Source organism: Pseudarthrobacter adonitolis (assembly GCF_055412845.1).
The window spans coordinates 1-24,941 of sequence record NZ_JBVAYW010000021.1; the positions used below are offsets into that span (position 1 = coordinate 1).

Below are 24,941 nucleotides of genomic sequence, written 5' to 3' on the forward strand. Positions count from 1 at the left end.
GACACCGGCTGCCCACTCACTTCCCGGCGTCCCTGGAACAAGACGCGTTCGTCTGAGCCGATCCTGCAGGTCGACAAGCTCGGAATCGGATATTGCAAGGTGGAACAGTTCCATATGCAGAACCTACAGGACCCCGAATGCGTCAGCGTTGCCTCCATGGCACTTGCGCCACACGTCGTTCATTCTCCGCCATCAGCCTCATGCCTTCTAGCGTCCGCAGGACCCGGAAAGGTTCCCCGAAGCGAGCGTCCCCACCACCGGGGGTAGCGCCGTTCACGTGACTTCACATCTATAGGCCGGGAGCGTCCCGTTTGAAGTGTCCCGGTACCAAGGAAGTGGAACAGGTGCTGGCGATCGAAAAGGAGTACGGTCTCTGCTCACCGGGCATTTTGCGGGCGGGCCTTACGGGAATCGAGCGGCCGCGGAAACCCGGCGATCGCGATTCAAAAACTTTCGGACTAGCTTGCTTCGCTGGACGACCGGCTTACGCACAGCGAGGGGCGGTTAATGATGCGCTGTAGCCTCATTCGTATGACCGACTACGACCAGCGCCTCGTTGACCTTTATGACCAGGACAATCCGGACGGGCCAGATCACGACTTCTACCGCACCCTCGCGGACGAGGTCTCTGCAGAGTCGGTCCTCGATCTCGGATGTGGAACTGGCATCCTCACTGTCACCTTCGCGCGCGAGGGTCGAGATATCGTGGGCTTAGACCCGTCAGCCACCATGCTTGCCTACGCACGTCGCAGAGTGGGAGCCGATGCTGTGGAGTGGATCCTGGGCGATAGCAGCAGCATTCCCCGAGACGGATTCGACTACGCAGTGATGACGGGCAACGTCGCTCAGCACGTTCCCGATAGCGACTGGGAGCGTACTCTCCATGGGTTGCGCCAAGCTTTGAAGACGGGCGGAACCCTCGCGTTTGAGAGCCGGAATCCTGCCGTACGTGAGTGGGAGAACTGGGCATCGGGTGAACGCACCACGCGGGAGACCCCTCACGGCAAGCTCGTCGAGTGGCTGGACGTCTCAGAGACAGCGCCGGGAACCGTCGAACTTGTAGCTCACAACCTGTTTGCGGCGACCAAGGAGACCGTTACAGAGTCCCTGCTGCTCGTCTTTCGTGACCAGAACACCCTTGAGCAGCAACTAAACGCCGCAGGGTTCGTCGTCGAATCCGTCTACGGCGACTGGGAGCGCGGTCCATTCACTGAAGATGCATCAATCATGATCTTCGTCGCCCGCGCCCGCTGAGGCACCGGCTTACGGACATGGTCTGCGCCTTCTGTTCTGAGCTAGGCTCGCGGAATGTCTACTGACCAGAACCCTCAAGTGATCGTGCTGAACGGGGGTTCGAGCTCCGGTAAGTCCTCGATTACTCGAGCTCTTCAGGAAATCCTTCCGGGCATCTGGTTGACCTTCGGCGTCGACACGTTCATCGAAGCGCTTCCCGGTCGGGGTAGTAGCCCGCGGGCGGGAATAACGTACGAGCAGGACGGCACTATCACCTTCAGCGCTGAGCACCGGGCCCTAGAACGTACTTGGTACACCGGGCTCAGCAGTATGGCCAGGGCAGGGGCCCACATGATCCTTGATGAGGTTCTGCTTTCCGGGTGTGCTGGACAGGAACGTCTGCAGTCTACGTTTAGCGACGTGAGCTTGATGTGGGTGGGAATCCACTGCGACCCGGATGTCGCCGCATCCCGCGAAACACAACGCGCTGACCGCGTGGAAGGAATGGCGCGACAACAGGCTTTAATCGTGCACAGCGGAGTCGTTTACGACTTAGAGGTCAACACCACAGACCGCTCAACCGAAGAATGCGCACACGACATCGCGAGCCGGCTCCCGCGCAAGATGTCCGACCGCTGAGGGATCCTCTATCGAACATGGGGCCGCCATCGACCGCTCACAGAAAGCAGCCAGAAAACGATCAAATCCACATCCACGATGTTCGGAAGTCGCAGTTCTCGATTCAAACTGTTCTCGCAATCCCTTGTTTCTGAGAACACAACGACGGCCGCCCAACAGTCACACCGGGCGCTACGGTGGCCAAATGCTTGATCAGAGATCTCGACGTGTGGCCCGGGGATGGCCCGTCTCTGGGGACGGACCGTAGACTCTGCCGGTGACCCTTCGTATCCGCTTCGCAGCCCCACCGGACAATGTGACGATCGAGCAGATAGAGAACGCCGCCGACCAACTGCTCATTGACCGACTGACGCCCCACAGATGGGAGCCAGCCCCCTCCGCTGGGTCGAGGGCGGCGGACCCTGGTTACATTCTGGTCGCGGATGAGACCGAGGGAAGCGCCGTAATCGCGTTCGTACACGTCCTCGAACTCGACCAGGCTGCCCACTTGGAGCAGTTGTCGGTGCTGCCCGAACATGGCCGGCGCGGACACGGCCGGGCGCTTGTCGAGGCCGCGAAGAACGAAGCACGCCGCCGCGGATACCAGTCGATCAGTTTGCGAACCTACGCCGACGTCCCTTGGAACGGGCCCTTCTACGCGCGCGCCGGATTCGTCGAAACGAGGCCGTCGACCGACTTCCACAAACACCTCGCCGAGGTAGAAGAACGACTAGGACTTGACCTGTACGGTCGTCGCATCCAGATGACGGCCGCGCTCCTATAGCTCCGTTCCGAAATGATCCATCAGTTGCGCCGCTTCATCGGATACTTGACGGACGCACAACTTGTCCGGTTCGTACACTTTCTGACACATAGCGTCTCGTAGTCCCGCGGGTGTCTGGTGGTGATGGAGCGCCGAGCCGCAGCTTGTGGTTGTCCCCGCAAGTGGTCCAGGAGAAGCCCCCCGAGCGCATGGAAGTCTCCCCCGCTGCTTACGGTTCCTTTCCTCACAAAGCCACAACCCCACATCTGATGTGTCGCTCGCCACAATGTCAGGGGTTCCCCGGCTGCATAAGTTTTGGACCGTGGGAAACCCGTCCGCACGGCAGGTCCTTCGGAGCTCTATACGGCGCCGAGCCAGCGCTTCCATTTGCCGGGGTATCCCCCCAGGCCGCGGCCCAAGGGCGCGGATCAGTTTCTTGTACCAGCGGTGCGTCAGGTACATAACCATGATGACGAGGACGGCCAGGACGATGAGGGCCTGATCCTTCGCTGCCTGGTATTCGTAGTACCGGGATGACCATATGCCAGTTCACCGGAGATCAACGGATTCATTAGGTCTATGAAGTAGTGAAGAGCGACAACGAAAGGGATCATCAAGGCATCCTAGAGCTGGCGTTCCTCATGTTCCTCGGCCAACTGGCCGCGTGCGGCATCCTCTTAGCCGTCGTCGGAATCGCCAGACTGATCGCATACCCTATCCGGCGGCCGGCCGGCCCTTCACAGACTGACCGCACATAAAACGGTCCGGAGGGCCATCCATTCACCTCAATGTGAGGTCGCGAACTCGAAGCTAGCGGGAGTATCCCTCAGTCCCACCAAGCCAGCCGAACTGAGCGAGCTTCGACATTACAGCGACGTTGTTCCACTTCCTAGGAACCGGGACACTTGGTCTGGCAGTTGTCGCGAGGTGGATTCCCCCAAGCTTCTATTGCCGCGCGAGGGCTTGTTCCCAAATCACTTGGTTCTGGAGGACATATTCAGCAGCGGCACGCCAGTGCTCGCCGTGTTCGTCGACATATATGTCAGCCCAGGGCTGGAACCCGGTCTCGTGCCACGACTTCAGGAGCTTGTACATGGCGGCCATTCGTTTCGCCATAGCGGCCGGCAACGCCCTACGTAGCGCGTCATTAGCTCGATACCCGTCAATGACTGCACGCAATCTCAACGCAGCTTCATCCACCGGCTGCCCGTCAAAGAGCACGCCGAATGACTGCGCGGCGTACGCCAGATCCCACAGCCGGGTGCTCGGGCCGACTGCGTCCCAATCGATGAAGACCCACCGCTCCCCCATGAGGAGGTTCCACGGGGCGAGGTCGTCGTGGCACATCAGGTCCGGATTCTCGGCGGGCAGCAGCACGTTCCAACCCCCCCCGGACTGGGAATAGCAACGTTTTCGCTCGCGTCATGGATTTGCCGGATCATCCGTAGCAAGTCATCGTGTCCGAACGGCAGCTGATCCAGAGCAGACGCGCCTTCTACGTACTCGATCACATGTCGGCCTTCTTCGTACCGGCCGAGGGCCTCAGGAACATCCACGCTAGCCGAGCGGAGCGCACCAAGATAGGTCTGAACCACGGAAGAGTTTTCCAACCACGGTTTTCGGACGGTGTTACCAACGCGGACAACACTTTCCGAAGCATTTCCACCTGTCAGTTCTTCCTCTTCCTCAACCACCCCAGCAGGCTACTGGGTGGCAACCAAGTTGGCCAAAGGCCAGCGTCGACCCCATCCCACTTCCTTGGAACCGGGACACCCCCCGTGGATCCAAATCTGTCAGTATCCGAATCCCTCTGTACAGCATGTCCAAAAGTGCCTGCATTAGCTCACGGGCGGTCTCAGGGCATTCCGTTTGAGTGACCCTCACGGGGCAGGGCCAAGGGCAGGCGTTCGGCCCGCACGAGCCAATCCTTCACTAGGGCGGCAGTAAGATCCGGGCGTTCAAGATGAGCATTATGGCCGGCGGCATCGAGCACCGCATAGGTGCCCCGGACATAGTGGTCGCGAAGTTTCCACCCATCCTCATATCCAGTTACATGGTCCTGACGCCCGAAAAGATGCAAAGAAGGCGCTTCGAAGGGAGCAGGGTGAGCGACCTCCGGTTCGACAGAGAGCGCATACTCCGCTGCCACCCGTTCGAGAACGGTTTGGTTCGCGCCGCGAAGGCCAGGGAGTGCATACCGGATGAATGCATCGAGCGTGGCCTCGCTCTGGACGACGGTCATCTCCTCGTAGTCGTCCCTCACCTGGCCAGCCATGGCCAGGATGGACGGGTCCTCCCGGACAACCTGCCGGCAGGGAAGGCTGCGCGACTTATGGATCGGCTCGAACACACCCGCAAGAGTGGCCAGGCCAAGGATCTGATCTCGGAGCTCGTGAGCGACGTGCCGGGCAATCATGCCGCCGAAGGAGTTGCCGATCACCGCGAATTGTCGGTCTCCGAGATATTCGTGGATGTCGTCCAGTGCCCCTTGCGCGACATGGTTTGCGCTGGCGGCGTGGATGTCACCGTTTCCTTCAGCCCAAGGGAGGTCAATATAGATGCGCTGCCACCCGGCATCATCAATGGCGTCCTCCAGCGGGAGCATGATCCGATGATCTACCCCGAATCCGTGGATGGCGACGAGCGGGAGGCCTTCTCCTGAGACTTGAGCAATCACGAACCAGAGCCTACAGGCCGACTGACCCCAGTGGCGTTTGCACCGTGGGCGCGCATAGGTCCCGCCCGAAAGCCGAAGTGTCCAGCGAAGGGGGTGGTACACGGCACACCAGTGCGCGCGGCGGATGGTGTCCCACTTCCTAGGAACTGGAGTACAGCGGGTTCCGCTCTTCCAATGTGCCGGGAAGCGTTTCAGGAACCGGGCCGGCTGCGTGTGATTAGTCGGGCTGCGTGGCTGAGGAGGCCGACAATTCCGGCCAGAGCCAGCATCGCAGTGAACGCGATGATCTGGCCGAGGAACATGACCGCGGCCACCCCGAGGGTGCCGACGTAGGTCAGGGTTAAGGTGAACGTGGATGACTCGATCATCGGTTCTGGCCTGCCGACCCTTCGAGTCGTTCCGCGAGCGTTCCTGATGTCCGAATGCTCAGGGACTGAAGTCCCCTCGCACCAGGTTCATCTTCAATTACCAGGCATACGCCGCGTGAATTCATGAGCCCCCCAAGCTAATTCCTCACCGCCAAGTCTAAGGTGAGAGCTCGGAAGAAGTGGCGCGTTCCCGCTGCCCCACTTTCAACACCAATATCCGCCCCTCCCTGACGTCCACCTGGGGTATGCCCTAACCGGACGGCAATTCTTGGTACCGTTCCAGCCTGACACGTAGGGGCCCGCCGCCAACTGTTCCCTCGAATCGGTGTGGAGTGGCGGACGGCCCCGCGTCAGGACGACAACGCTCGTATTTGAACGCACTTACAGGGCGGGTTCAGAGTGCGCCAGGGGTCAGCCCCTTCTGACACACTTTTGAGCATGCCGAACCAAGAGACATCATCCTCGGACTGGGAAGGGCTGGGCCAATGGCTCCAGAAGACGCAGGACCGGTCAGCTAACAAGCTGTCATATTCACCGCATCCAGACAGCTTGTTAGCCCGCGATGAGCAAGTGATGCCGGAGGGCTCATCCGTCGCTGCAGTCGTTAGGCCCCTCCTCGACTCCGCCGTAGACGCCCGCAAAGCCGCCGAGGGCCTGAAAGCACGGACGGAGGACATGTCCAGCAGGTGGTTGGCGAGCGCCGCGTAGATGGGCAGCGGCCATCCGCCCAGTGGCCACGCCCAGGACGGCGTCGGGCTTGCTGCGGATGACAGCAGCGAGGATCCCGGCGGCGACGGAACCGGTGGCTGAGGCGGTAGGAACAACGAAAATTTCCACGCAAAAGGTACTCTCTGCGAACAGCGGGCGGGCAGGGCTAAGTCCGCCCGGGGCGCGGGCGTCGAAGGAAAAACAGGCTAAGCGGCCGCGACGTCCTTGAGTTTCAGGCGGATGCCGTCAAAGTGACGCTGCAAGCGTTCGGACGCAAGGGCCTTGTCCTTGTTGGCCACGGCCTCGAAGATGTCCCAGTGGTCCTGCGTCTGCTGCTCGAGGTTGACCGGGCCGTTACCGAGGGCCAGATGGATTTTGCGGTAAACCTGCCAGAAGACGTCCATGAGGTTGATCAGCAGCTCATTGTTAAGCGGGGCGTAAAGGCGGCGGTGGAATTCGGCGTCGTGCTCATACAGCGGCTCCCCCTTCTTGGCCGCGTCCTCCATGGCTTCCATGGTGGAGCGCAGGTCAGCCAGGTGCTCGTCAGTGAGCAGGTCAATGGCCGAACCGATCAGTCCAGATTCGAGAGCCTGGCGCACATCGATGAGCTCCATGGCTTCCTCGCCCTTGTGTCGCAGGGACAGCCGGCCACGGAAGGTCAGGCCTGACACGAGGGCACTGAAGTTGTTGGGCGCCACGAACATGCCAAAGCCGTGCCGGATCTCGATCACGCCGAGGGCCTGCAGCACTTTCAGGGATTCGCGGACGGTGTTGCGGCCCACACCCAGTTCGGCGGAGAGCTCACTTTCGGTGGGCAGCGCGTCACCGACGTCTAGTCCGCGGTCCAGAATAAGGTCCATGATCCGTGTCTGCAGGGCATGCGAACGGAGCTGCGCGCTGAAACGGGCGGGCGATACTTCTTGCGATGCGATGGCCACGTGGGTACTCTCCTTGCCGCGCTTAGGGGTCGCGACTCGTTTTACATCTCAAGGCTACAGGAGATGGGACGTCCAATGTCTAGAACTGACGAACCTATTTGAGCAGTTTCAACCCGGAGGGACGCAAGCTAACCCCAGGGCGCCGAATCTAACCCAAAAGGGACCTAACAAGCTCGCGGCACGCCCGGAAACCAGGCGTTTTGGGATCGATAAGCGCGTAATGGTCCCCGGGAACCCTGACTAGCCGGGTCTCCATGCGCGCGGCGGTTCCGGCATTGACGTAGGACTCGGACTGGCCCAGCGGAACGGTGGTGTCCTCCGACCCATGGACAGCGACGATCGGCACGGCCAGCGGAAGGGCGGTCATCGGGTCAGCGTACCTGTAGCGGTGCGGATATTTCGACGACGACCCGCCCAGCAGGTTGCTTACCGCACCGTTGCTGAGGTTCAGCTTCTCCGCCTCGGCCAGGTTGAGGAGGCCGGACTGGCTGACCACGCCAGTCAGATGCACCGCTGAGGCATCAGGTTTTCGCGGGACCTGGCGGTCGGCGTCCGGCACTCCCAGCTGGGCGAGCTTGCCCCGGCCGGCAGCCCAGGCAGCCAGATGCCCGCCGGCCGAATGACCCAGCGCCACCACCGGGCCAAGGTTCAGGGCATGGTCGGCCGCGAGGTCGCCGAGCTTGTCAATTCCGGCGAGCACATCCACGAAGGTATGTGGCCAGCCCCCGCCATTTCCGGCCCGGCGGTATTCAAGGTTCCAGGCAGCCATGCCATGGGCGGCCAGATCCTTGGCGATCGGCTCCCCCAGCTCTGCGCCGTACTGCGAGCGCCAGTAGCCGCCATGGATCACCACCACCACCCCGCGGTGCTCACCGCCGGCCGGCAGCTCCGGCAGGAAGAGCTCGCCCCATTGGCTGGCGTCCTCGCCGTACTGGTACTTGTGCCGCTTCACCGCATCCCCCTTGGCGCCGTCACCGGCGGTACCGTCCCGCTCTGCGCCGGGCGAACACGCGGCGCCTAGAGTTCCAACGGCCGCCGCGGCCGCCGCGCCAACCAGCGCGCGGAAGACAAAGGTCCGACGCCGCAAATCAGCCATGTGCCGAGCCTACAGCGTGATGCGGGTAGCCCCGGCGTCGAGTCAGAAATCGGTGGATTTGTGCCCGTAAATTCCATCAACGCGCACTGGGCCGGGGCCTTCCAGGTCATCACTGACACCGGCGGCTGGCAGCACTTCCGGCGACTCGATCCGGCCCTGCTTGTTTCCCCGGCCACCGACGGACTCAAGGACCGCGCCACTACGGGCGCCGGCATCCGGGCAAGCTGGACGACGTCGTCAGGAACGCTGGTCCTGGACGCAGAAGGCACCGCTGATAGCTCACCGCTTGACGTCCTGGCGGATGGCAAACTCGCCCACCGGTTCCCCGCAGCTGGCCGGGTGAGTTACGGACTCGCCTTGGGAACCCTCTAGCCCGGGACATCGGTCCAGCTGTGGCTCCCACAGTTTGGGACGGTCAGAATCCACGAAGCGTCGCTGCGGGGAGAGGCAGTGCAGCCGGCGACGGAGTCCGGCAAACGCTGGCTGACGGACGGCAGCTCGCTGACGCATTGCCAGCAGGCCGACCACCCATCGGAAACCTGGCCGGCCCTGGTGGCGTAACGCTGCCATCTTTTCAGAACGCAGCTACGCCAGCCAGGTCCCGGGTCCCTGGCGAACATCCGCAAAGCCCATCCCCTGGCGCCGGTCGCCGTCATCACCCCCATGCTGTCGCTGCCACGGGAGGAGCTGCCCAACGCCGTCGGGATGACCTTGAGGGACTACCGGGACGCAGCCGCCGCCGTGCGTGTCCAGCGGGAACGCGGCGACCAGGGGATCCATTGCCTGGGCAGCGCCGCCGTCTTCACTGCCGCCGAAGCCGCCGAACTGATGCCGGATACGCTCCATCCTGGCAACACGGGCTACCGGCTGATGGCCGCACGGCTGGGCCCGCTGCTTTCCGCAGTGGCGAACACGCGCTGACCCCATTTTCCGCGGGCGCTACCGGCTACTAATACTTCGCCGGGACCACCGGCGGCCGCCCGGGAAGGGCGTAGTGTCAGTGGTAGGAGATTTCGGGTGGTGAACAGGTCCGGGTTGAATGTACGGACCGCGTGCGAACAAGAGCGCACTGCCGGCAGCCGAGTCGTGGACCCCGGCGATGCTTGGAATTGAGGCCCCATGGCCGAAAATGATGCTCTGTCGACGGCGGAGCAATTGCAGGACCTTCTCCTTGAAAGTCCGGGCTTCACGGAATTCCTCTTGGGACTGACAGCGATTTCTGCGTCCTTGCTGGCGGGGAGAGGCCCCTGCTGTGTGCCATCACGGTGGAACGGGAGACCGGTCCCGTGACGGTAGCCAGCAGCACGGAGACGGCCCGGACCCTGGACGAACGCCAGTACGCTTTCGACGACGGTCCCTGCCTGACGGCGTTACGGGAGCAGCGCACAGTCCTCATCCGTGATTCAGGCGGACGAGAGTTGGGCCTGGTATGCCGGGGCGGTCGCAGACGAAGGCATCCGGACAATCCTGGCTGTCCCCATCCCCACCGACAACGGTTCCCGCTCCGCCCTGAACTGCTATTCAACCAGCTCGATACTTTTAGCCCGGACATGGTGACCGCCATTGAGGACCACGCTGCGTCGCTTTCCCGGATCCTGCGCCTGGCAATCCGCGTGCACCCTTCGGACCCATACCCGGAGCATTTAAGGTCGGCGCTGCGGTCCCGGGCCGTTGTGGACTCGGCCGTGGCCCTGCCTATGGTGCAGAACCGCGGCAGCCATGAAACCGCCGCCAAACTCCTGCACCTTGCCTCCCGCAGCAGCTACCGCCGGCTGCATGACATCGCCGAGGACATCCTGCACCACGCGTCAGACATCCCCGTCATCACAGGAGGCGGAGAGAAATGACCGACGACGGCGGCTTGGGCACCCCCCAGCCTGCCTTCGAGGCGGACCAGCGCAAGTTAGCCGCCGCACAGTTCAAGAACGGGAACATCAGCCTCCCCGGCTTATGGACCTACTATTACGGGATCGGCGGAAACGTCGATCAGCTCGGGGTGGATGCCTATCTGCACGAGTCGACGGAATTGGCCCCACTGCAGATGGATCTCATCCAGACCGCCATCAAGGAGATCACGGCGAACGGACCGTGAAGGAAGCGCACATGTCCCAGGACTCTGATATCCGAGACCCCCAATTCGGCAGTTTTGGACGTTCCGGCGCCGGCCTGCACGACTTTGTGCGCCTCCAGGACCTGGTCATGGCAAGCTCCGACGTCCGTGAATTCCTGACGGACACGGCCGCGATTATAGCCACGCAACTGTCACAGCCCGAGAACCACTTGTCCTGTGGAATCACGGTAGTCAGGCAGAAGCGGCCGGTCGCTGTGGCCAGCAGCGATACCCTCGCCCGGAATCTGGACGAACTGCAAAACAGCATCGGCGACGGACCGTGCCTGGCAGCCCTTCGGACAGAAACCATGGTCCATGTCCCGGACCTGGACGGCGATCTTCGTTGGCCGAAATACAACCGGGCCGCCCGCCCGACGGGCATCGGCTCCATTCTGGCGGTCCCAATGCATCTGCAGGCGCCTTCGCAGGCGGTGGTAAACCTCTACTCCCCCAACGCGAGCGGGTTCCCCCAGCACGGAATTGATGCGGCTGTCGGGCTTACCGGCATCGCCGCCAAGGCGCTGGACCTTGCCCCGAACATCGCGCGGTTGCGCGACGCGCGTGACGACCTCTCCGCGGCCCTGAAGTCCCGCACCGTCATTGACACGGCCATTGGGGCCATCATGGCGCAGAACCGTTGCAGCCGCGATTCGGCATTCCAGATATTGGTCAAGGCGTCCAGTCACCGCAATATCAAGTTAAAGGAGGTGGCCGCCGGCATCATTTCCGGAATTGCCGGCGAACGGGTATTTCCCACCACTTACGACGAATAGCCAACATCCGTGATTAATGCGACGTGTGGCTTTACTACTTCGGCATCGGCGGCTCAGTCGGCGAGTATGAAGTGGAGGCCTATCTGCAGGGCCTCCTCTCCCTGCCCGAACTGCAGCGGGACCTGCTGGCCGTGGCGGCCACGAACTTTCCTCTGGCCAGGCCGGCCCGCGCGCGCCCTATGCGGACGAGCTCGGGTCAGGGGATCCGCGGTCCGAGGATTCCTAGCGGTCTCCCCGGCCGGCGCCGGGTGCGTTGCCGCCCAGCCGTGCGGTGACTTTGTCCGCCGCTGCCCTGCAGGATTCGCCGAGGCTCTGCATGCGGTCCTTGGAAACGCGGAACCGCGGGGCGGGGATGAGGACTGCTGCCACCAGGTCGCCGCGGTGATCGTAGACGGGGGCGGCAACGCCGACTTCATCCATGGAGGATTCGCCGTAGTTGATAGCCCATCCCCGGCTGGAGTCGTCCTTGAGGCGAAGCAGATAGTCCTCGAGGGAGGCCTCGTCCAGCCCGGGGTAAGTAATGGCACCGCTGCGCAGGAGGGAACGCACCCTTTCCTCCGGTTGCGTTGCCAGGAACACCTGAACCGAGGAACTCAAAGCGTCGCTGTACCGCGCCCCCAGAGGGGAAGAGTGCTTGATCTGGTGACGGCTCGTAATCTGCTCCACGCAGATTGACTCGTTGCCCTCCCACATCATCAAGGCGCTGGTTTCGCCTGTCAGTTCGGTTAGTTCGCGCAGGACGGGATAGGCTACGCGACGCTCCTCCAGTTCGGCAAGCAGCGGGCCGGCGACGGCGATCAGGCCCAGTCCGAGGCGGAAACGGCGGGTGTCCGCATCACGCTCCACGAGGTTTTCCTGTTCGAAGGTTGCCAGGATCCGTGACACCGTGCTCTTGTGCAGGCCCACCCGGTTGGCGATCTCCGTGACGCCCAGCAAGGGGTCGTCGGCCGTGAACGATCGCAGGACGGCGATGGCGTTGACGATGACTGAGGCGCCCTTGGTGTCGCCTTTGCCGTTGGTGTCGCTGCCGTTGGTGTCGCTGGAATCTAGTTTGGTCATGATCCTCACTATCATTGCGCATAGTCAGCGGAAAGCGGCGCCGTGTCAGACACGGCGCCGCTCACTTGGTCGTCGTGTTCGCGGTAGCCGCCGGCACCCGGCCGGCCATCAAGGACGGTAATCATGGGCTCCATGGAGACCACCATGCCCGGTTCCAGGACGGCGTCGATGTCCTCGCGGAGTTCCAGGCCGTCTTCGCGGCCGTAGTAGTGGCTGAGGACACCGAAGGAGTGCTCGTAGCCGAACGTCCGGTTCGCCAGCAGCCCATGGCCCACGTAGATCTCGTTGAGCTCCGCGGCGATGTCCTTGCACACGGCGCCGGGCTTGATCAGCTCAAGGCCGCGTTTGTGGACCTCAACCTTGATGTTCCACAGTTCCAGCGAGCGGGCATCGGGTTCGCCGTAGAACAGGGTGCGCTCCAGGGCCGTGTAGTACCCGCTGGTCCTGGGAAAACAGTTCAGGGGACAGGATGTCGTGTTCCTGGATCTTGCGGGTGGTGGCCCAATTATGGGCGCCGTCCGTGTTGATGCCGGAGTGGAACCAGACCCAGGTGTCCCGGATCTCGGAGTCCGGGAAAGTGTGGGCGATCTCGTGGACCATGGCCTCGGTGCCGATCAGGGCAACCTCCTACTCGGTGATGCCGGCCTTGATGGCGTTGCGGATGGCCTCGCCGCCGAGGTCGCCGATCCGGGCGCCGAGCTTGATGACCTCGATTTCTTCGGCTGACATGATCATCCGCTGGCGCATGGCAGCCTTGGCCATGTCCACGAGCGTCGCGCAGCAGAAGGCGGCCCGGATTTTGTTGCGGTTGTCCAGCGGCAGCGAGACGTCCTCGACGCCGAGACAGCGCGGGTTGATGCCGCGGCTTCGCAGGACTTCTTTGATGGCGTGGATGTAGTTGTCCCGGCGCCAGTCTGTGTAGACCAGATTGTCGCCGTAGCTGCGGCGCCAGGGCATGCCGGCGTCGATGTTGGCTGTGACGGTCACGGTGTCGTCCTTGGTGACCACCATGCCGTAGGAGCGGCCGAAGGTGGTGCACAGGAAGTCGGAGTGGTAGCTGGTGAGGACGACGGCGTCCAGTTCCTTCTCGGCCATGATCAGGCGCAGGCCCGCGAGGCGGCGTTCAAACTCGGTGTCTGAGAACGTCAGGCTGTCTTTCTCGCCGTTTTTCAAAACCCTCAGTCGCTCCAGTTCGTCGATTGATGTTGTGTTCTCTGCTGTTGGGGTGATGCCTTTCTGTAGTGCAGTTCCGTTATCGGGAAAAGTTTCGCGCTGGCCATATCTTTGTGAGCAGATATTGAAGACTCCCAGTTGCAATGGGAGCAACCCTGTTGCACCAGAGTAGGAATGACATGTAACACAGTCAAGGCTTTGTGTTTCAGACTAGTGAACTGACGCAGCGATAAGGAAGCTGCGTGCAGGAGGTGGTCGGCAGGCAGGAATGACAGTGAGTTGCATCAGACGAATCCGAGTTGCGTAGAAGTCCGGAGCCTGAACTTTTCCAGCCAATGGCGCCGACGCTGTACTTCGGCGTTCTATTGACACCTCGGTGTGATGGCTGCCATATTTTCGAGTACGCGCTATATGCACCGCGTTGTGTAATACGCAATTGAATGGACGCGGTGGCGGCACCTCGCCAACTTTTCGAGGAGTTCCCAATGGGCGCCACCACGATGGGCCCGCACGACGTACAGGAGACTTTGCACCATGACAGAGACCAACTACGACTACGTCATCGTCGGCGGGGGCAGCGCCGGCTCCGTGCTGGCCAACCGGCTGAGCGCTGAGGGCTCGCACAGTGTCCTGGTGCTGGAAGCCGGACGAAGCGACTACCCCTGGGACCTTTTCATCCAAATGCCTGCCGCCCTGACTTTCCCCAGCGGCAACCCGCTTTACGACTGGCGATACCAGTCTGATCCCGAACCGCACATGGGCGGACGGCGGATAGCGCACGCGCGTGGCAAGGTCCTCGGCGGGTCGAGCTCAATTAACGGGATGATTTTCCAGCGCGGAAATCCGCTCGACTACGAACGCTGGGGCGCCGACGCCGGAATGGGCACCTGGGACTTCGCGCACTGCCTGCCGTACTTCAACCGGATGGAGAACGCCCTGGCCGCGGATCCTGAGGACGAGCTGCGCGGCCACTCCGGTCCGTTGGTCCTGGAGCGCGGCCCCGCGACCAACCCGCTCTTCCAGGCCTTCTTCAAAGCTGCCCAGGAGGCTGGCTACCCGCCGACCGACGACGTCAACGGCTACCGCCAGGAGGGCTTTGCGGCCTTCGACCGGAATGTGCACAAGGGCCAGCGGCTTTCGGCTTCCAGGGCCTACCTCCGCCCCAATACCAACCGGCCCAACCTCACTGTCCTGACCCGCGCCCTGGTCACAAAGGTCAACTTCAGCGGCAACGTGGCCACCGGAGTTACCTACCGCCGCAACGGGAAGCTGCACACCGTCAACGCCGGCGAGGTCATCCTGTCCGGCGGCGCCATCAACACGCCGCAGCTGCTTCAGCTCTCCGGTGTGGGCGATGCGCAACACCTTAAATCGCTCGGGATCAACCCCGTGGTCAACCTGCCCGGCGTGGGCGAAAACCTGCAGGACCACCTTGAGGTCTACATCCAGCATGCCTGCACGCAGCCCGTCTCCATGCAGCCCAACCTGGACCTGTGGCGCTACCCGCTGATCGGCCTGCAGTGGATCCTGGGCCGGAAGGGCCCCGCGGCCACCAACCACTTCGAAGGCGGCGGCTTTGTCCGCTCGAACGACGAGGTCGACTACCCAAACCTGATGTTCCACTTCCTGCCCGTGGCTGTGCGGTACGACGGCCAGAAGGCGGAAGCGAAGCACGGCTACCAGGTGCACATTGGCCCCATGTATTCGGATGCCCGCGGCAGCCTCAAAATCAAGTCCACGGATCCCACCGTCCACCCGTCAATGCTGTTCAATTACCTTTCCACCGAACAGGACCGCCGCGAATGGGTGGAGGCAATCCGCATTGCCCGCGACATCCTCGGCCAGTCGGCCATGGGCCCCTTCAATGGAGGCGAGCTCTCCCCGGGCCAGGCAGTCCAGACCGACGACGAGATCCTCGACTGGGTGGCCCGCGATGCTGAAACGGCCCTGCACCCGTCCTGCACCGCAAAAATGGGGCCGGAATCGGACCCGATGGCCGTGGTGAACCCGCTCGACATGCGCGTGCACGGCACGCGAGGCCTCCGGGTGGTGGACGCGTCAGCCATGCCCTACGTGACCAACGGAAACATCTACGCCCCGGTCATGATGCTCGCCGAAAAGGCGGCCGACCTCATTGCGGGGAAGACGCCGCTCGCGCCACAGAACACTGAGTTCTACCGGCACGGCATCAGCCCGCTGGTCCGGGATGAGGCCGACCGGAACCACGAAGCAACAAAGGCGAGGAAATGATGATTGATACGCAAGTCCAGCTAGCCCGCGGCGTCTATGTCGACGGCGGGTGGTCGCCGTCGTCGGGAAACCGGACTCGCACCATCAGCTGTCCTGCCGACGGAACCACCGTGGCCGTCGTCGCCGAAGGAACGGCGGCGGATGCCGAGGCCGCGGTCGCCAGTGCGCGGAGCGCATTCGACGACGGCGACTGGCCGCGCACCCCTGAAAAGGAGCGCGGACGGGTGCTTCACCGGGTCGCGGACCTCCTGGAGCGCGACAAGGCAGCCTACGCCAGGGCCGAGGCGCTCGACACGGGGAAACGCTACGTCGAGGCCGAATACGACATCGATGACATCACTGCCTGCTTCCGCTACTACGCCGGGATTGCCGGAACCGACGCCGGGCGGGTCATCGATACCGGCAACCCCGACGCGATCAGCCGCATCGTGCACATGCCAGTGGGGGTCTGCGGCCTTATCACCCCCTGGAACTATCCCCTCCTCCAGGTCTCGTGGAAGGTAGCGCCTGCCCTCCTGGCAGGAAACACGTTCGTCCTCAAGCCCAGCGAACTGACGCCGTCCACGGCAGTGCTTCTGATGGATACCCTGGCCGAGGCCGGCGTGCCGGCGGGCGTGGCGAACCTCGTGACTGGAACCGGACCTGAAGTCGGGGCCGTCCTCAGCACAGACCCCCGGGTGGACCTGGTGTCATTCACCGGCGGCCTGTCCACCGGCAAGCGCATCATGGAAGCGGCTGCCGGCACGGTCAAGCGTGTGGCGCTGGAGCTGGGCGGAAAGAACCCGAACATCGTCTTCGCCGACGCCGACTGGGAAGCCGCCGTCGACTTCGCCCTGACCGCCATCTTCCTGCACTCCGGGCAGGTCTGCTCAGCCGGGGCGCGCCTGATCGTGGAGGAATCAATCCACGATGATTTCGTGGCCGAGGTGGCCGCAAGGGCCAGGAAGATCCGCCTTGGCGGGCCCTTCGACACCGAGGCCGAGACCGGTCCGCTGATCTCCTTCGCCCACCGGGACAAGGTGCACGCCTACGTCCAGGCAGGGGTGGAGGAAGGCGCCACGCTCATCTGCGGTGGTTTTATCCCGGACGGCACCTCCCCCGGCGGGGCGGACCTGGCAGCAGGAAGCTACTACCCGCCGACCATCCTGGATGGCTGCAGCAGCGGCATGCGCGTGGTGCAGGAGGAATCCTTCGGCCCCGTGCTCACCGTGGAAACTTTCCGGACCGAGGCCGAGGCCATCCGACTCGCCAACGACACCGTCTATGGCCTCGCCGGAGCTGTCTGGTCCGGCGACGCTTCCCGCACGCAGCGCGTGGCGCAGGCGCTGCGGCACGGCACGGTGTGGATCAACGACTACCACCCCTACGTCCCGCAGGCGGAATGGGGCGGCTTTGGGCAGTCCGGCAACGGACGGGAACTGGGAACGCTCGGCCTGGCCGAATACCGGGAAACCAAGCACATCTGGCAGAACACCCGGCCCGCTCCCAGCGGCTGGTTCGGGCCGGCTAAAGAGGAATAGGACGGGCAGTAACGGCTAACAGCCACGCAGTAACAGCTACGCAACAACCAGGGGGAACCGGTCCGGCGCGCATCGCTTCGCGCCGGACCGTAGATGATGCCTGCGCCGGCAAGGCCGGGCCATCACCATCGTGCTATTCGACTTAGGAGCTCAGATGTTAAAACCCAGCAACAGCGTTGACGCAAGCGGCATGGACGAGTTCGGCTATGCCCAGACCCTGGACCGCAGCATCGGCAAGTTTGCCAGCTTTGCCGCCGGGGTCAGCTACATCTCCATCCTCACCGGCGTTTTTCAACTGTTCTACTTTGGTTTCGCCATGGCCGGTCCGGCCTACGCCTGGTCCTGGCCCATCGTGTTCGCCGGCCAGCTGATGGTGGCCCTGTGCTTCGCCGAACTCGCCGGCCGCTACCCCGTGGCCGGGTCCGTCTACAACTGGGCCAAGAGGCTCTCCTCCGGCACCTTCGCCTGGCTTGCAGGCTGGCTCCTGCTGATTTCCTCCATCGTGGCGCTGGGAGCAGTGGCCCTGGCCCTGCAGCTCACCCTGCCGCAGATCTGGTCCGGCTTCCAGCTGGTGGGTGACGGCACGGGCCCGTCCGATTTCGCGGTCAACGGCGTCCTGCTGGCGAGCATCATGATCTCCATCTCTACGCTGATCAATGCGTTCGGCGTGAAGCTCATGACCAAGATCAACAGCATCGGAGTCTTCGTGGAGCTCGCCGCGGCCGTGCTGCTCATCCTGGCCCTCGCCTGGCATGTGGTCCGCGGGCCGGGCGTCCTCTTTGAAACCACGGGCTTCGGCCAAGACCACCCGCTGGGGTTCTTCGGAGTGTTCCTCATCGGGGCCATGGCCTCCGGCTACGTGATGTACGGTTTCGACACCGCCAGTTCACTCGGTGAGGAAACAAAGGACCCCAAGCGGACTGCACCCAAGGCCATCCTGCGCGCCATCACCGCATCCTTCGTCCTGGGCGGGCTGATCATTCTCGGCGGGCTCCTCGCCGCCCCGGACCTGAGCGACCCCAAGCTGGGTGCTGCCGACGGCGGCCTGCAGTACATCGTGCTCTCCGTGCTGGGCGGCCCGTTCGGCAAGGCGTTCCTGGCGTGCATTGTGGTGGCCGTTTTCGTCTGCACCCTGGCCGTCCACGCCGCCGCGATCCGGATGATGTTTGCGATGGCACGGGACAACAACCTGCCGTTCAGCCGCCAGCTCAGCAAGGTACACCCGGTCCGAAAAACCCCCACGGTCGCCGCTATCGTGATCGGCATCGTCGCCGTCATCCCGCTGATCGTCAACGTCTCGCAGCCGGCCATCTTCACCATCCTCTCCAGCATCAGCATTGTCCTGATCTACCTGTCCTACCTGCTGGTCACCGTGCCCATGCTCCGCCGCCGCTTCGCGAAGAAATGGCCGCTGCCGGACGACGATTCCGAGCCTGGCTTCAGCCTGGGCAAGTGGGGCCTGCCGGTAAATATCCTCGCCGTGCTCTGGGGCGGCGGCATGACCCTGAACCTGGTCTGGCCACGGCCGGAGATTTACAACTCGGTAGCGCCGTTTGAGTGGTACCTGCAGTGGGGCGGAGTCCTCTTCGTCGGCGCCGTCGTCGTCATTGGCGTCCTGATGTACCGGCTGAAGCTCAGGCACCAGACCGGCGTCCTCGCCGAGCACGCGGCCGCAGCACCGAGTGCCCAGCAAACCCAGGAACCGCGGGAAGATGATTTCGAACCACAACGAGTCGGCTAGATTGCCTGGAGTGCCGTCAGCCACGAGTCCCCCGGGCTCAGGAAAGGAACACAGAATCATGGTTCACAAAGTAAAGGCCGTCATCGCCAAGGAAAAGAACGCACCGGTCACGGTGGAGACCATCCTCGTGCCGGATCCCGGTCCGGGAGAGGCGCTGGTGGACATCCTTACCTGCGGCGTCTGCCACACTGACCTGCACTACAAGCAGGGCGGAATCACCGACGATTTCCCCATCCTGCTGGGCCATGAGGCCACCGGCGTGGTCAGCGCCGTCGGTCCGGACGTCACCGAGGTGTCTCCCGGCGACCGCGTCATCCTGAACTGGCGGGCCGTCTGCGGGGAGTGCCGCGCCTGTGCCAAGGGTCAGCCGCAGTACTGCTTCAACACGCACAACGCGACGCAGAAGATGACGCTCGAGGACGGCACGGAACTCTCCCCCGCGCTGGGCATCGGCGCCTTTGCGGAGAAGACGCTCGTTGCCGCGGGGCAGTGCACCAAAGTGGACAACGACGCCGATCCCGCCGCCGTCGGCCTCCTCGGCTGTGGTGTCATGGCGGGCATTGGCGCCGCCATCAACACCGGTGAGGTCAAGCGGGGCGAATCCGTGGCCGTGATCGGCTGCGGCGGTGTGGGCATCGCCGCGATCGCCGGCGCCAAGCTGGCCGGCGCCACCACCATCATCGCCGTGGACATCGACGCCAACAAGGTGGAAATGGCCAGGTCGTTGGGCGCCACGCACGGTGTGGACTCCAGCAAGGAAGATCCCGTCGAGGCCATCCGGGCCCTGACCGGGGGCCACGGTGCCGACGTCGTGATCGAGGCGGTGGGACGTCCCGAAACGTACAAGCAGGCGTTCTATGCGCGCGACCTCGCCGGCCGTGTGGTGCTGGTGGGCGTTCCGGCGCCGGACATGAAGCTCGAGCTGCCCCTGCTGGACGTTTTCGGCCGCGGCGGATCCCTGAAGTCCTCGTGGTACGGCGACTGCCTGCCTTCCCGCGACTTCCCGATGCTGGTCCAGCACTACAAGCAGGGCAACCTGAACCTGGACGCCTTCGTCACCGAACGCATCACCATCGACCAGGTGGAGGAAGCCTTCACCAAGATGCACGAGGGCAAGGTGCTGCGTTCCGTGGTGGAAATCCGCCCGGCTGCTGGCATCGCGTCGGGAGCGGAGACCGCATGAGCGTCACCATCGAGAACCTGGTCACCTCCGGAACGTTTTCGCTCGACGGCGGCACCTGGGACGTGGACAACAACGTCTGGATCGTGGGGAACGACGACGAATGCGTGATCATCGACTGCCCGCATGATGCGGAGGCGATCATCGGCCAGGTCCGGGGCCGGAAGGTCCTGGCCATCCTGCTCACGCACGCGCATAACGACCACATCGGCGCTGCACGCGAGGTCGCGGCAGCGGTGGACGCCCCCATCCATCTGCACCCCGCTGACCTGATCCTGTGGGAGCAGGTCTACCCGGACGACAGACCTGACCGGGAGCTGGCCGACGGCGAAGTCTTCCGCATGGGCGGCGCCACCCTGAGGGCCATCCACACCCCGGGCCACTCCCCCGGGTCCATGTGCTTCCTCCTGGAGGGAGAAGGGGCGGTCTTTACGGGAGACACGCTGTTCAACGGCGGGCCGGGTGCCACCGGCAGGTCCTTCAGCGACTACCCCACCATCCTCGCCTCGATCCGGGAACGGCTGCTCACCCTTCCGCCCGAGACCGTCGTCCGTACGGGCCACGGCGACAACACCACCATCGGGGCTGAGCGGGAGACCCTGGCCCAGGTGGCTCAGTGAAAGCAGTCAAGTGAAGTTCGGTAAGCAGCCCGCGCCCGTGGCGGACATCAACGAGGACGAGCTCGACGTCCATAAACCGAAGAGGGAAGCGGCCGGGGTCAAGGCGGTGATGGTTGCACTGGAGCGCGCCGTGGCCCAGGCCGGGGTGTCCCGGACGGCCCATTCGTTGATGAAGGTGAACCAGCGGGGCGGTTTCGATTGCCCCGGCTGTGCGTGGCCGGAATCGGATAAAAAACGGAAAGTGGCCGAGTTCTGCGAGAACGGTGCCAAGGCCGTGGCCGAGGAGAACACCTTGCGGACCGTGGGGGCGGAGTTCTGGGCCGACCACTCCATCGCCGAGTTGTCGGGGAAGACGGAGTACTGGCTGGGCAACCAGGGCAGGCTCAGCGAACCGGTGGTGATCCGCGAGGGCGAGACCCACTATTCGCCGATTTCCTGGGCGGATGCGTTCGAGCTGATTGGTGAGCACATCCGGTCCTCCGCGCCGGACCGTTGCGTCTTCTACACCTCCGGCCGCACGGCCAACGAGACCGCGTTTATGTATCAGCTGTTCGCGCGGGCTTTGGGCACGAACAACCTGCCGGACTGCTCAAACATGTGCCACGAGTCCTCGGGCTCGGCGCTGAATCCAACCATCGGCATCGGCAAGGGCACCGTGTCCCTGGATGACATCCACGGTTCGGAGCTCATCTTCGTCGTCGGGCAGAACCCCGGCACCAACCATCCCCGGATGCTGTCGGCGCTGAAGGAGTGCAAGGACAACGGCGGTAAGGTGGTGGCCGTCAACCCGCTGCCCGAGGCCGGGCTGTTCAACTTCAAGGATCCGCAGACCATCTCCGGGGTAGTGGGCGGCGGCACGCCGCTCGCCGATGAGTACCTGCAGATCAAGGTCGGCGGGGACCTTGCCCTGTTCCAGGCCCTCGGCCACCTCCTCCTGCAGGAGGAGGAGCGGAACCCGGGCACCGTCGTCGACCGCTCGTTCATCGACGCGCAGACGGACGGTTTCGACGCCTACCGTGATGCCCGCCAGGAGCTGGACTGGGCCGAGACCCAGAAGGCGACCGGCCTGCCCCGGCAGCAGATCGAGGACGTGGCCGGGATGCTGGTCCGATCCAAGGCCACGATCTTCTGCTGGGCCCTGGGCGTCACGCAGCAGCCGCACTCGGTGGACACCATCAAAGAAATGGTCAACGTCCTGCTCCTGCAGGGCAACTTTGGCAAGCCCGGCGCCGGCGCCTGCCCGGTCCGCGGGCACTCCAACGTCCAGGGCGACCGGACCATGGGCATCTGGGAAAAACCCAAGGACTGGCTCCTCGACGCGTTGGATACCGAGTTCGGCATCGAATCGCCCCGCCCCCACGGCTACGACGCGGTGGAAACCATGGAGGCCTTCGACCGCAACGACGTCGACGTTTTCGTCTCCATGGGCGGAAACTTCTCCCTGGCCGGCTCCGACACCCAGGCCCTGGAGGCCGGGATGCAGCGGATCGGCCTGACCGTGCACGTGTCCACCAAACCGAACCGTTCCCACGTGGTCCACGGGCGCACCTCGCTCATCCTGCCCACCCTGGGCCGGACGGACAAGGACGACAAACACCCCAACGGTGCCCAGTTCCTGTCCGTGGAGGACTCCATGTCCGTGGTCCACTCGACCCAGGGCAGGCTCCAGCCAGTGTCCGATCACTTGCTCGCCGAGCCCGTGATCATCGCCCGGATGGCCGACGCTACCTTCGGTGAAGACCATCCGGTGGACTGGAAGGCCATGGCCGGGAACTACGACGTGGTCCGGGACCACATCTCCCGCGTCATCCCCGGCTTCCAGGACTTTAACACCCGGATCCGAACCAAAAACGGCTTTGTGCTGCCCAACCCGCCCCGGGACACCAGATCCTTCAAGACGGACATCGGCCGAGGCCGCTTCACCGTCAGCCCGCTCGAATTCCTGACCCCGCCCGAGGGCCACCTGGTCCTCCAGACCATCCGCAGCCACGACCAGTACAACACCACCTTCTACGGCCTCGATGACCGGTACCGCGGGATCTCGGACGGCCGCCGCGTGATCCTGGTACACCCGGAGGACCTGGCCGAGTTGGGCTTCCAGGACCGCGACCTCGTGGACGTGGTCAGCACCTTCCGCGGCCACGACCGGCACGCCGCCAAATTCCGGCTGGTCGCCTACCCCACGGCCAAGGGCTGCGCCGCCGCGTACTTCCCCGAAGCCAACGCCCTGGTCCACAAAGAAAACGTGGCCCGCGAATCCAACACCCCCGGCTTCAAGGCAATGTTCGTCCGCTTCGAGCCACACGCTCCTGAGATCTCCGGGGAGCCACGGTAAGGGATGCCACAGTTTCGAGCCCTGGGTGCAGGTCGTCGCCGTCTTCCACAACGCCTGTCTGCCACCACAGTTTCAGCCCTTCCGGGGCAGCCTCGAGGGTGGCCAGGTTGTTAGTGAACCAGGGCCCCTCGACGCGTTTCCAGCGGAACGGCGGGTCCGGCACACGCGCCGAGCGGGCCACCAGGGCACCTATCGGCGCAGCCAGGCCGTAGGCCATGACAGCCCCGAAGTATCTCATCAGCCGGGGAAGAGGGTTACGGATCGGGGAACAGACTGCCTGCATGATCCGGCTGCCGGAGGAGCGTTCCACCTCCGCGACGTAGGAGAAGTGCACGTCCCCGGACAGGAAGGTGACTGTCTCCGGTGACGGGCCACGCTTGCCATCGGAGACCTCGGCCGCCATGGCAGCCACCTCCTGGAAGCTTTTTTGGAAGGCGCCCCAGTGTTCAAGGTCCGCTGCCTGACGCAGCTTCTCGCCGGCCCGGGCGGCAAGCTTCCCCCACGCGCCTTCCGAAACGGCCTCATTCCACGACTCGACGTGGTGCAGGCCCATCGGCAGTAGGAAAGGCAGCGACGTTGCCACCAGCAGGTGGCGGAATCCGCCGCGCATCTGGCCGTCAAGCCAGGTCATTTCCTCATCATCAAGCAGGGCGCGGGCTTCTGGCGCCAAATTCCGGGCAGCGCGGGAGTCCACAACTATCAGTCTTGTGTCCCCGAAATCCCGGCAGAAGCTCCACCGGTAGGATTCCGGGTCCCGGTCTGCGCGTTCCGCGAAACTGTCCAATTCCTCGCTGAGGTCGAGTTCGGCCTCGCCCCGGTGCCGTGCGATCCGCTGCCAGATGGCATCGTTAAGCCGCTCCCGCGGAGACAGGTTGCCCAGATGCTGGTAGACCCAGTAGGAGGCCAGTCCCGAGACAATCCGCCCGTGCCACCATGAGGTGGCTTCCATCTTCCTCTTCCAGCTCAGCGAGGCGTTCCAGTCGTCGCGGATGTCGTGGTCATCGAAGATCATGGCGCTGGGCAGGGTGGACAGCAGCCACCTGTTCGCAGGATCGGACCAGGCGAGATTGTAGAGGTGGGCATATTCCTCGTAGTCCTTGAGCTCCTCGCCGGGCAGTGCATCGATATCGCGCCGGGCCCGAATGAATTGCTCCATCTGCTCGCTGGTCAGGTCTGCGTACACCTGGTCTCCGAGGAACGCCACCAGATCCGGCCACGGCAGGTCTCCGCCTGAGGCCATCGCCAACGCGTAGGCGCGGAGCGCGTCGACGCCGTGCGTCCGGTTGCCGGACTCGTCGTGCGGGACACTGGTGCGGCAGGAGCCGTAGGCCATGCGCAGCGGTTTGCCGGGTTTCAGCGTGGCGATCACCGGCGGCGGAAACCCCGAGGCGGGATCGGGCCAGCATTGTGTTCCGTTGATTTCCAGGGTGTAGGGCAGCACCGTTCCTGGCTCGAGTTCGTCCGCCTCCACCAGTGCGTAATGGTGGCCGTGCACTGCGAAGGTACCGGCCACCCAGTCCCTGCCGCCGGCGCGAACCGACACCCGTGCAGCAGACCGGGTCTCCACCCAGATGCTGGCAGAGGTCTCATCCACGAACCGCATCATGGGGCCGAGCACCAGGGGTGACGTCGTCATGACTTAGTTGTACCCGTTCCGGACCGCGGCGACCATGGGTGCAGCCAAAGAACCAACGGAACACCAACGGCCCGCCTCCCACAGTCGTCGGATCGTGGGAGGCGGGCCGCTTGGGCCGCATATCGGGGCCGTCGCGTGGTTCT

At 63.8% G+C, this 24,941-nt stretch carries 22 protein-coding genes and 1 pseudogene; 14 read left to right on the top strand and 9 right to left on the bottom strand.

The window, feature by feature from the left end; translation table 11 throughout:
- Window positions 1-531 precede the first annotated feature (531 nt).
- The 3 genes from ACZYZ4_RS16310 (at window position 532) to ACZYZ4_RS16320 (ending at window position 2,635) form a co-directional block, all read left to right on the top strand.
- A complete protein-coding gene (locus ACZYZ4_RS16310) occupies window positions 532-1,254 on the top strand; it encodes a class I SAM-dependent methyltransferase (RefSeq protein ID WP_463862556.1) in 723 nt (240 codons plus the stop codon).
- 54 nt (window positions 1,255-1,308) lie between these two features.
- Window positions 1,309-1,872, top strand: a complete 564-nt coding sequence (locus ACZYZ4_RS16315; protein WP_463862557.1) for a chloramphenicol phosphotransferase CPT family protein — start codon at window positions 1,309-1,311, stop codon at window positions 1,870-1,872.
- 256 nt (window positions 1,873-2,128) lie between these two features.
- Window positions 2,129-2,635, top strand: coding sequence for a GNAT family N-acetyltransferase (locus ACZYZ4_RS16320; RefSeq protein ID WP_463862558.1), 507 nt, complete (start codon window positions 2,129-2,131; stop codon window positions 2,633-2,635).
- 924 nt (window positions 2,636-3,559) lie between these two features.
- On the opposite strand, the gene ACZYZ4_RS16325 is transcribed toward ACZYZ4_RS16320, so the two are convergent.
- The 6 genes from ACZYZ4_RS16325 to ACZYZ4_RS16350 all read right to left on the bottom strand — a co-directional run bounded on the left by ACZYZ4_RS16325 (window position 3,560) and on the right by ACZYZ4_RS16350 (window position 8,257).
- Window positions 3,560-3,991: a phosphotransferase gene (locus ACZYZ4_RS16325; RefSeq protein WP_463862559.1), complete on the bottom strand. Its 432-nt coding sequence runs from the start codon at window positions 3,989-3,991 to the stop codon at window positions 3,560-3,562.
- A 478-nt stretch (window positions 3,992-4,469) separates the two neighbouring features.
- Complete coding sequence (locus ACZYZ4_RS16330; RefSeq protein WP_463862560.1) at window positions 4,470-5,219, bottom strand: alpha/beta fold hydrolase; 750 nt, start codon at window positions 5,217-5,219, stop codon at window positions 4,470-4,472.
- Between the two features lie 263 nt (window positions 5,220-5,482).
- Window positions 5,483-5,659 carry a hypothetical protein gene (locus ACZYZ4_RS16335; RefSeq protein WP_463862562.1) on the bottom strand — a complete coding sequence of 59 codons (177 nt, stop codon included), beginning with the start codon at window positions 5,657-5,659 and terminating at the stop codon, window positions 5,483-5,485.
- A gap of 585 nt (window positions 5,660-6,244) precedes the next feature.
- The gene (locus ACZYZ4_RS16340; protein ID WP_463862563.1) at window positions 6,245-6,496 is read right to left on the bottom strand and encodes a hypothetical protein; all 252 of its coding nucleotides are present in this window, start codon (window positions 6,494-6,496) and stop codon (window positions 6,245-6,247) included.
- Window positions 6,497-6,573: 77 nt separating this feature from the next.
- Window positions 6,574-7,299: a FadR/GntR family transcriptional regulator gene (locus tag ACZYZ4_RS16345; protein WP_463862623.1), complete on the bottom strand. Its 726-nt coding sequence runs from the start codon at window positions 7,297-7,299 to the stop codon at window positions 6,574-6,576.
- A 154-nt stretch (window positions 7,300-7,453) separates the two neighbouring features.
- Window positions 7,454-8,257 (bottom strand): alpha/beta hydrolase, encoded by an 804-nt coding sequence (locus tag ACZYZ4_RS16350; protein ID WP_463862625.1) that lies wholly within the window; start codon window positions 8,255-8,257, stop codon window positions 7,454-7,456.
- Between the two features lie 204 nt (window positions 8,258-8,461).
- Here ACZYZ4_RS16350 and ACZYZ4_RS16355 point away from each other — a divergent pair, with 204 nt between their 5' ends.
- The 5 genes from ACZYZ4_RS16355 (at window position 8,462) to ACZYZ4_RS16375 (ending at window position 11,284) form a co-directional block, all read left to right on the top strand.
- Window positions 8,462-8,773: a hypothetical protein gene (locus ACZYZ4_RS16355; protein ID WP_463862564.1), complete on the top strand. Its 312-nt coding sequence runs from the start codon at window positions 8,462-8,464 to the stop codon at window positions 8,771-8,773.
- Between the two features lie 291 nt (window positions 8,774-9,064).
- Window positions 9,065-9,322, top strand: coding sequence for an SGNH/GDSL hydrolase family protein (locus ACZYZ4_RS16360; protein WP_463862566.1), 258 nt, complete (start codon window positions 9,065-9,067; stop codon window positions 9,320-9,322).
- A gap of 629 nt (window positions 9,323-9,951) precedes the next feature.
- Window positions 9,952-10,248, top strand: coding sequence for an ANTAR domain-containing protein (locus tag ACZYZ4_RS16365; protein WP_463862567.1), 297 nt, complete (start codon window positions 9,952-9,954; stop codon window positions 10,246-10,248).
- Entirely contained in the window at window positions 10,245-10,493 is a 249-nt protein-coding gene (locus ACZYZ4_RS16370; RefSeq protein ID WP_463862568.1) for a hypothetical protein, read from the top strand. The genes ACZYZ4_RS16365 and ACZYZ4_RS16370 overlap by 4 nt, the downstream gene beginning before the upstream one ends.
- 11 nt (window positions 10,494-10,504) lie before the next feature.
- Complete coding sequence (locus ACZYZ4_RS16375) at window positions 10,505-11,284, top strand: GAF and ANTAR domain-containing protein (protein WP_463862569.1); 780 nt, start codon at window positions 10,505-10,507, stop codon at window positions 11,282-11,284.
- A 222-nt stretch (window positions 11,285-11,506) separates the two neighbouring features.
- On the opposite strand, the gene ACZYZ4_RS16380 is transcribed toward ACZYZ4_RS16375, so the two are convergent.
- The gene (locus ACZYZ4_RS16380; protein ID WP_463862570.1) at window positions 11,507-12,343 is read right to left on the bottom strand and encodes an IclR family transcriptional regulator; all 837 of its coding nucleotides are present in this window, start codon (window positions 12,341-12,343) and stop codon (window positions 11,507-11,509) included.
- 56 nt (window positions 12,344-12,399) lie between these two features.
- Window positions 12,400-13,573: pseudogene (locus ACZYZ4_RS16385) on the bottom strand (aminopeptidase P family protein); the annotation flags it as partial.
- Window positions 13,574-14,050: 477 nt separating this feature from the next.
- Here ACZYZ4_RS16385 and betA point away from each other — a divergent pair.
- The 6 genes from betA (at window position 14,051) to ACZYZ4_RS16415 (ending at window position 23,162) form a co-directional block, all read left to right on the top strand.
- On the top strand, window positions 14,051-15,766 hold the full coding sequence (gene betA / locus ACZYZ4_RS16390) for a choline dehydrogenase (RefSeq protein ID WP_463862571.1): 1,716 nt from the start codon (window positions 14,051-14,053) through the stop codon (window positions 15,764-15,766).
- The gene (locus tag ACZYZ4_RS16395; protein ID WP_463862572.1) at window positions 15,763-17,286 is read left to right on the top strand and encodes an aldehyde dehydrogenase family protein; all 1,524 of its coding nucleotides are present in this window, start codon (window positions 15,763-15,765) and stop codon (window positions 17,284-17,286) included. Before betA ends, ACZYZ4_RS16395 begins: the two co-directional genes overlap by 4 nt.
- A 154-nt stretch (window positions 17,287-17,440) precedes the next feature.
- Complete coding sequence (locus ACZYZ4_RS16400; protein WP_463862574.1) at window positions 17,441-19,027, top strand: APC family permease; 1,587 nt, start codon at window positions 17,441-17,443, stop codon at window positions 19,025-19,027.
- Between the two features lie 58 nt (window positions 19,028-19,085).
- Window positions 19,086-20,210, top strand: a complete 1,125-nt coding sequence (locus ACZYZ4_RS16405) for an S-(hydroxymethyl)mycothiol dehydrogenase (protein ID WP_463862575.1) — start codon at window positions 19,086-19,088, stop codon at window positions 20,208-20,210.
- Window positions 20,207-20,827: an MBL fold metallo-hydrolase gene (locus ACZYZ4_RS16410; RefSeq protein ID WP_463862576.1), complete on the top strand. Its 621-nt coding sequence runs from the start codon at window positions 20,207-20,209 to the stop codon at window positions 20,825-20,827. Before ACZYZ4_RS16405 ends, ACZYZ4_RS16410 begins: the two co-directional genes overlap by 4 nt.
- Window positions 20,828-20,837: 10 nt before the next feature.
- Complete coding sequence (locus ACZYZ4_RS16415; RefSeq protein WP_463862577.1) at window positions 20,838-23,162, top strand: FdhF/YdeP family oxidoreductase; 2,325 nt, start codon at window positions 20,838-20,840, stop codon at window positions 23,160-23,162.
- Here the strand turns inward: ACZYZ4_RS16415 and ACZYZ4_RS16420 are convergent.
- The gene (locus ACZYZ4_RS16420; RefSeq protein WP_463862579.1) at window positions 23,101-24,798 is read right to left on the bottom strand and encodes an alkaline phosphatase D family protein; all 1,698 of its coding nucleotides are present in this window, start codon (window positions 24,796-24,798) and stop codon (window positions 23,101-23,103) included. The two genes, ACZYZ4_RS16415 and ACZYZ4_RS16420, sit on opposite strands and share 62 nt — an antisense overlap.
- Window positions 24,799-24,941 lie beyond the last annotated feature (143 nt).

Coding starts and splice junctions, on each gene's coding strand:
- ACZYZ4_RS16310 (WP_463862556.1), top strand. CDS start 532: ATGACCGACTACGACCAGCGCCTCGTTGACCTTTATGACCAGGACAAT.
- ACZYZ4_RS16315 (WP_463862557.1), top strand. CDS start 1,309: ATGTCTACTGACCAGAACCCTCAAGTGATCGTGCTGAACGGGGGTTCG.
- ACZYZ4_RS16330 (WP_463862560.1), bottom strand. CDS start 5,219: ATGCTCCCGCTGGAGGACGCCATTGATGATGCCGGGTGGCAGCGCATC.
- ACZYZ4_RS16335 (WP_463862562.1), bottom strand. CDS start 5,659: ATGATCGAGTCATCCACGTTCACCTTAACCCTGACCTACGTCGGCACC.
- ACZYZ4_RS16360 (WP_463862566.1), top strand. CDS start 9,065: ATGCTGTCGCTGCCACGGGAGGAGCTGCCCAACGCCGTCGGGATGACC.
- ACZYZ4_RS16365 (WP_463862567.1), top strand. CDS start 9,952: ATGGTGACCGCCATTGAGGACCACGCTGCGTCGCTTTCCCGGATCCTG.
- ACZYZ4_RS16370 (WP_463862568.1), top strand. CDS start 10,245: ATGACCGACGACGGCGGCTTGGGCACCCCCCAGCCTGCCTTCGAGGCG.
- ACZYZ4_RS16375 (WP_463862569.1), top strand. CDS start 10,505: ATGTCCCAGGACTCTGATATCCGAGACCCCCAATTCGGCAGTTTTGGA.
- ACZYZ4_RS16380 (WP_463862570.1), bottom strand. CDS start 12,343: ATGACCAAACTAGATTCCAGCGACACCAACGGCAGCGACACCAACGGC.
- betA (WP_463862571.1), top strand. CDS start 14,051: ATGACAGAGACCAACTACGACTACGTCATCGTCGGCGGGGGCAGCGCC.
- ACZYZ4_RS16395 (WP_463862572.1), top strand. CDS start 15,763: ATGATGATTGATACGCAAGTCCAGCTAGCCCGCGGCGTCTATGTCGAC.
- ACZYZ4_RS16400 (WP_463862574.1), top strand. CDS start 17,441: ATGTTAAAACCCAGCAACAGCGTTGACGCAAGCGGCATGGACGAGTTC.
- ACZYZ4_RS16405 (WP_463862575.1), top strand. CDS start 19,086: ATGGTTCACAAAGTAAAGGCCGTCATCGCCAAGGAAAAGAACGCACCG.
- ACZYZ4_RS16410 (WP_463862576.1), top strand. CDS start 20,207: ATGAGCGTCACCATCGAGAACCTGGTCACCTCCGGAACGTTTTCGCTC.
- ACZYZ4_RS16420 (WP_463862579.1), bottom strand. CDS start 24,798: ATGACGACGTCACCCCTGGTGCTCGGCCCCATGATGCGGTTCGTGGAT.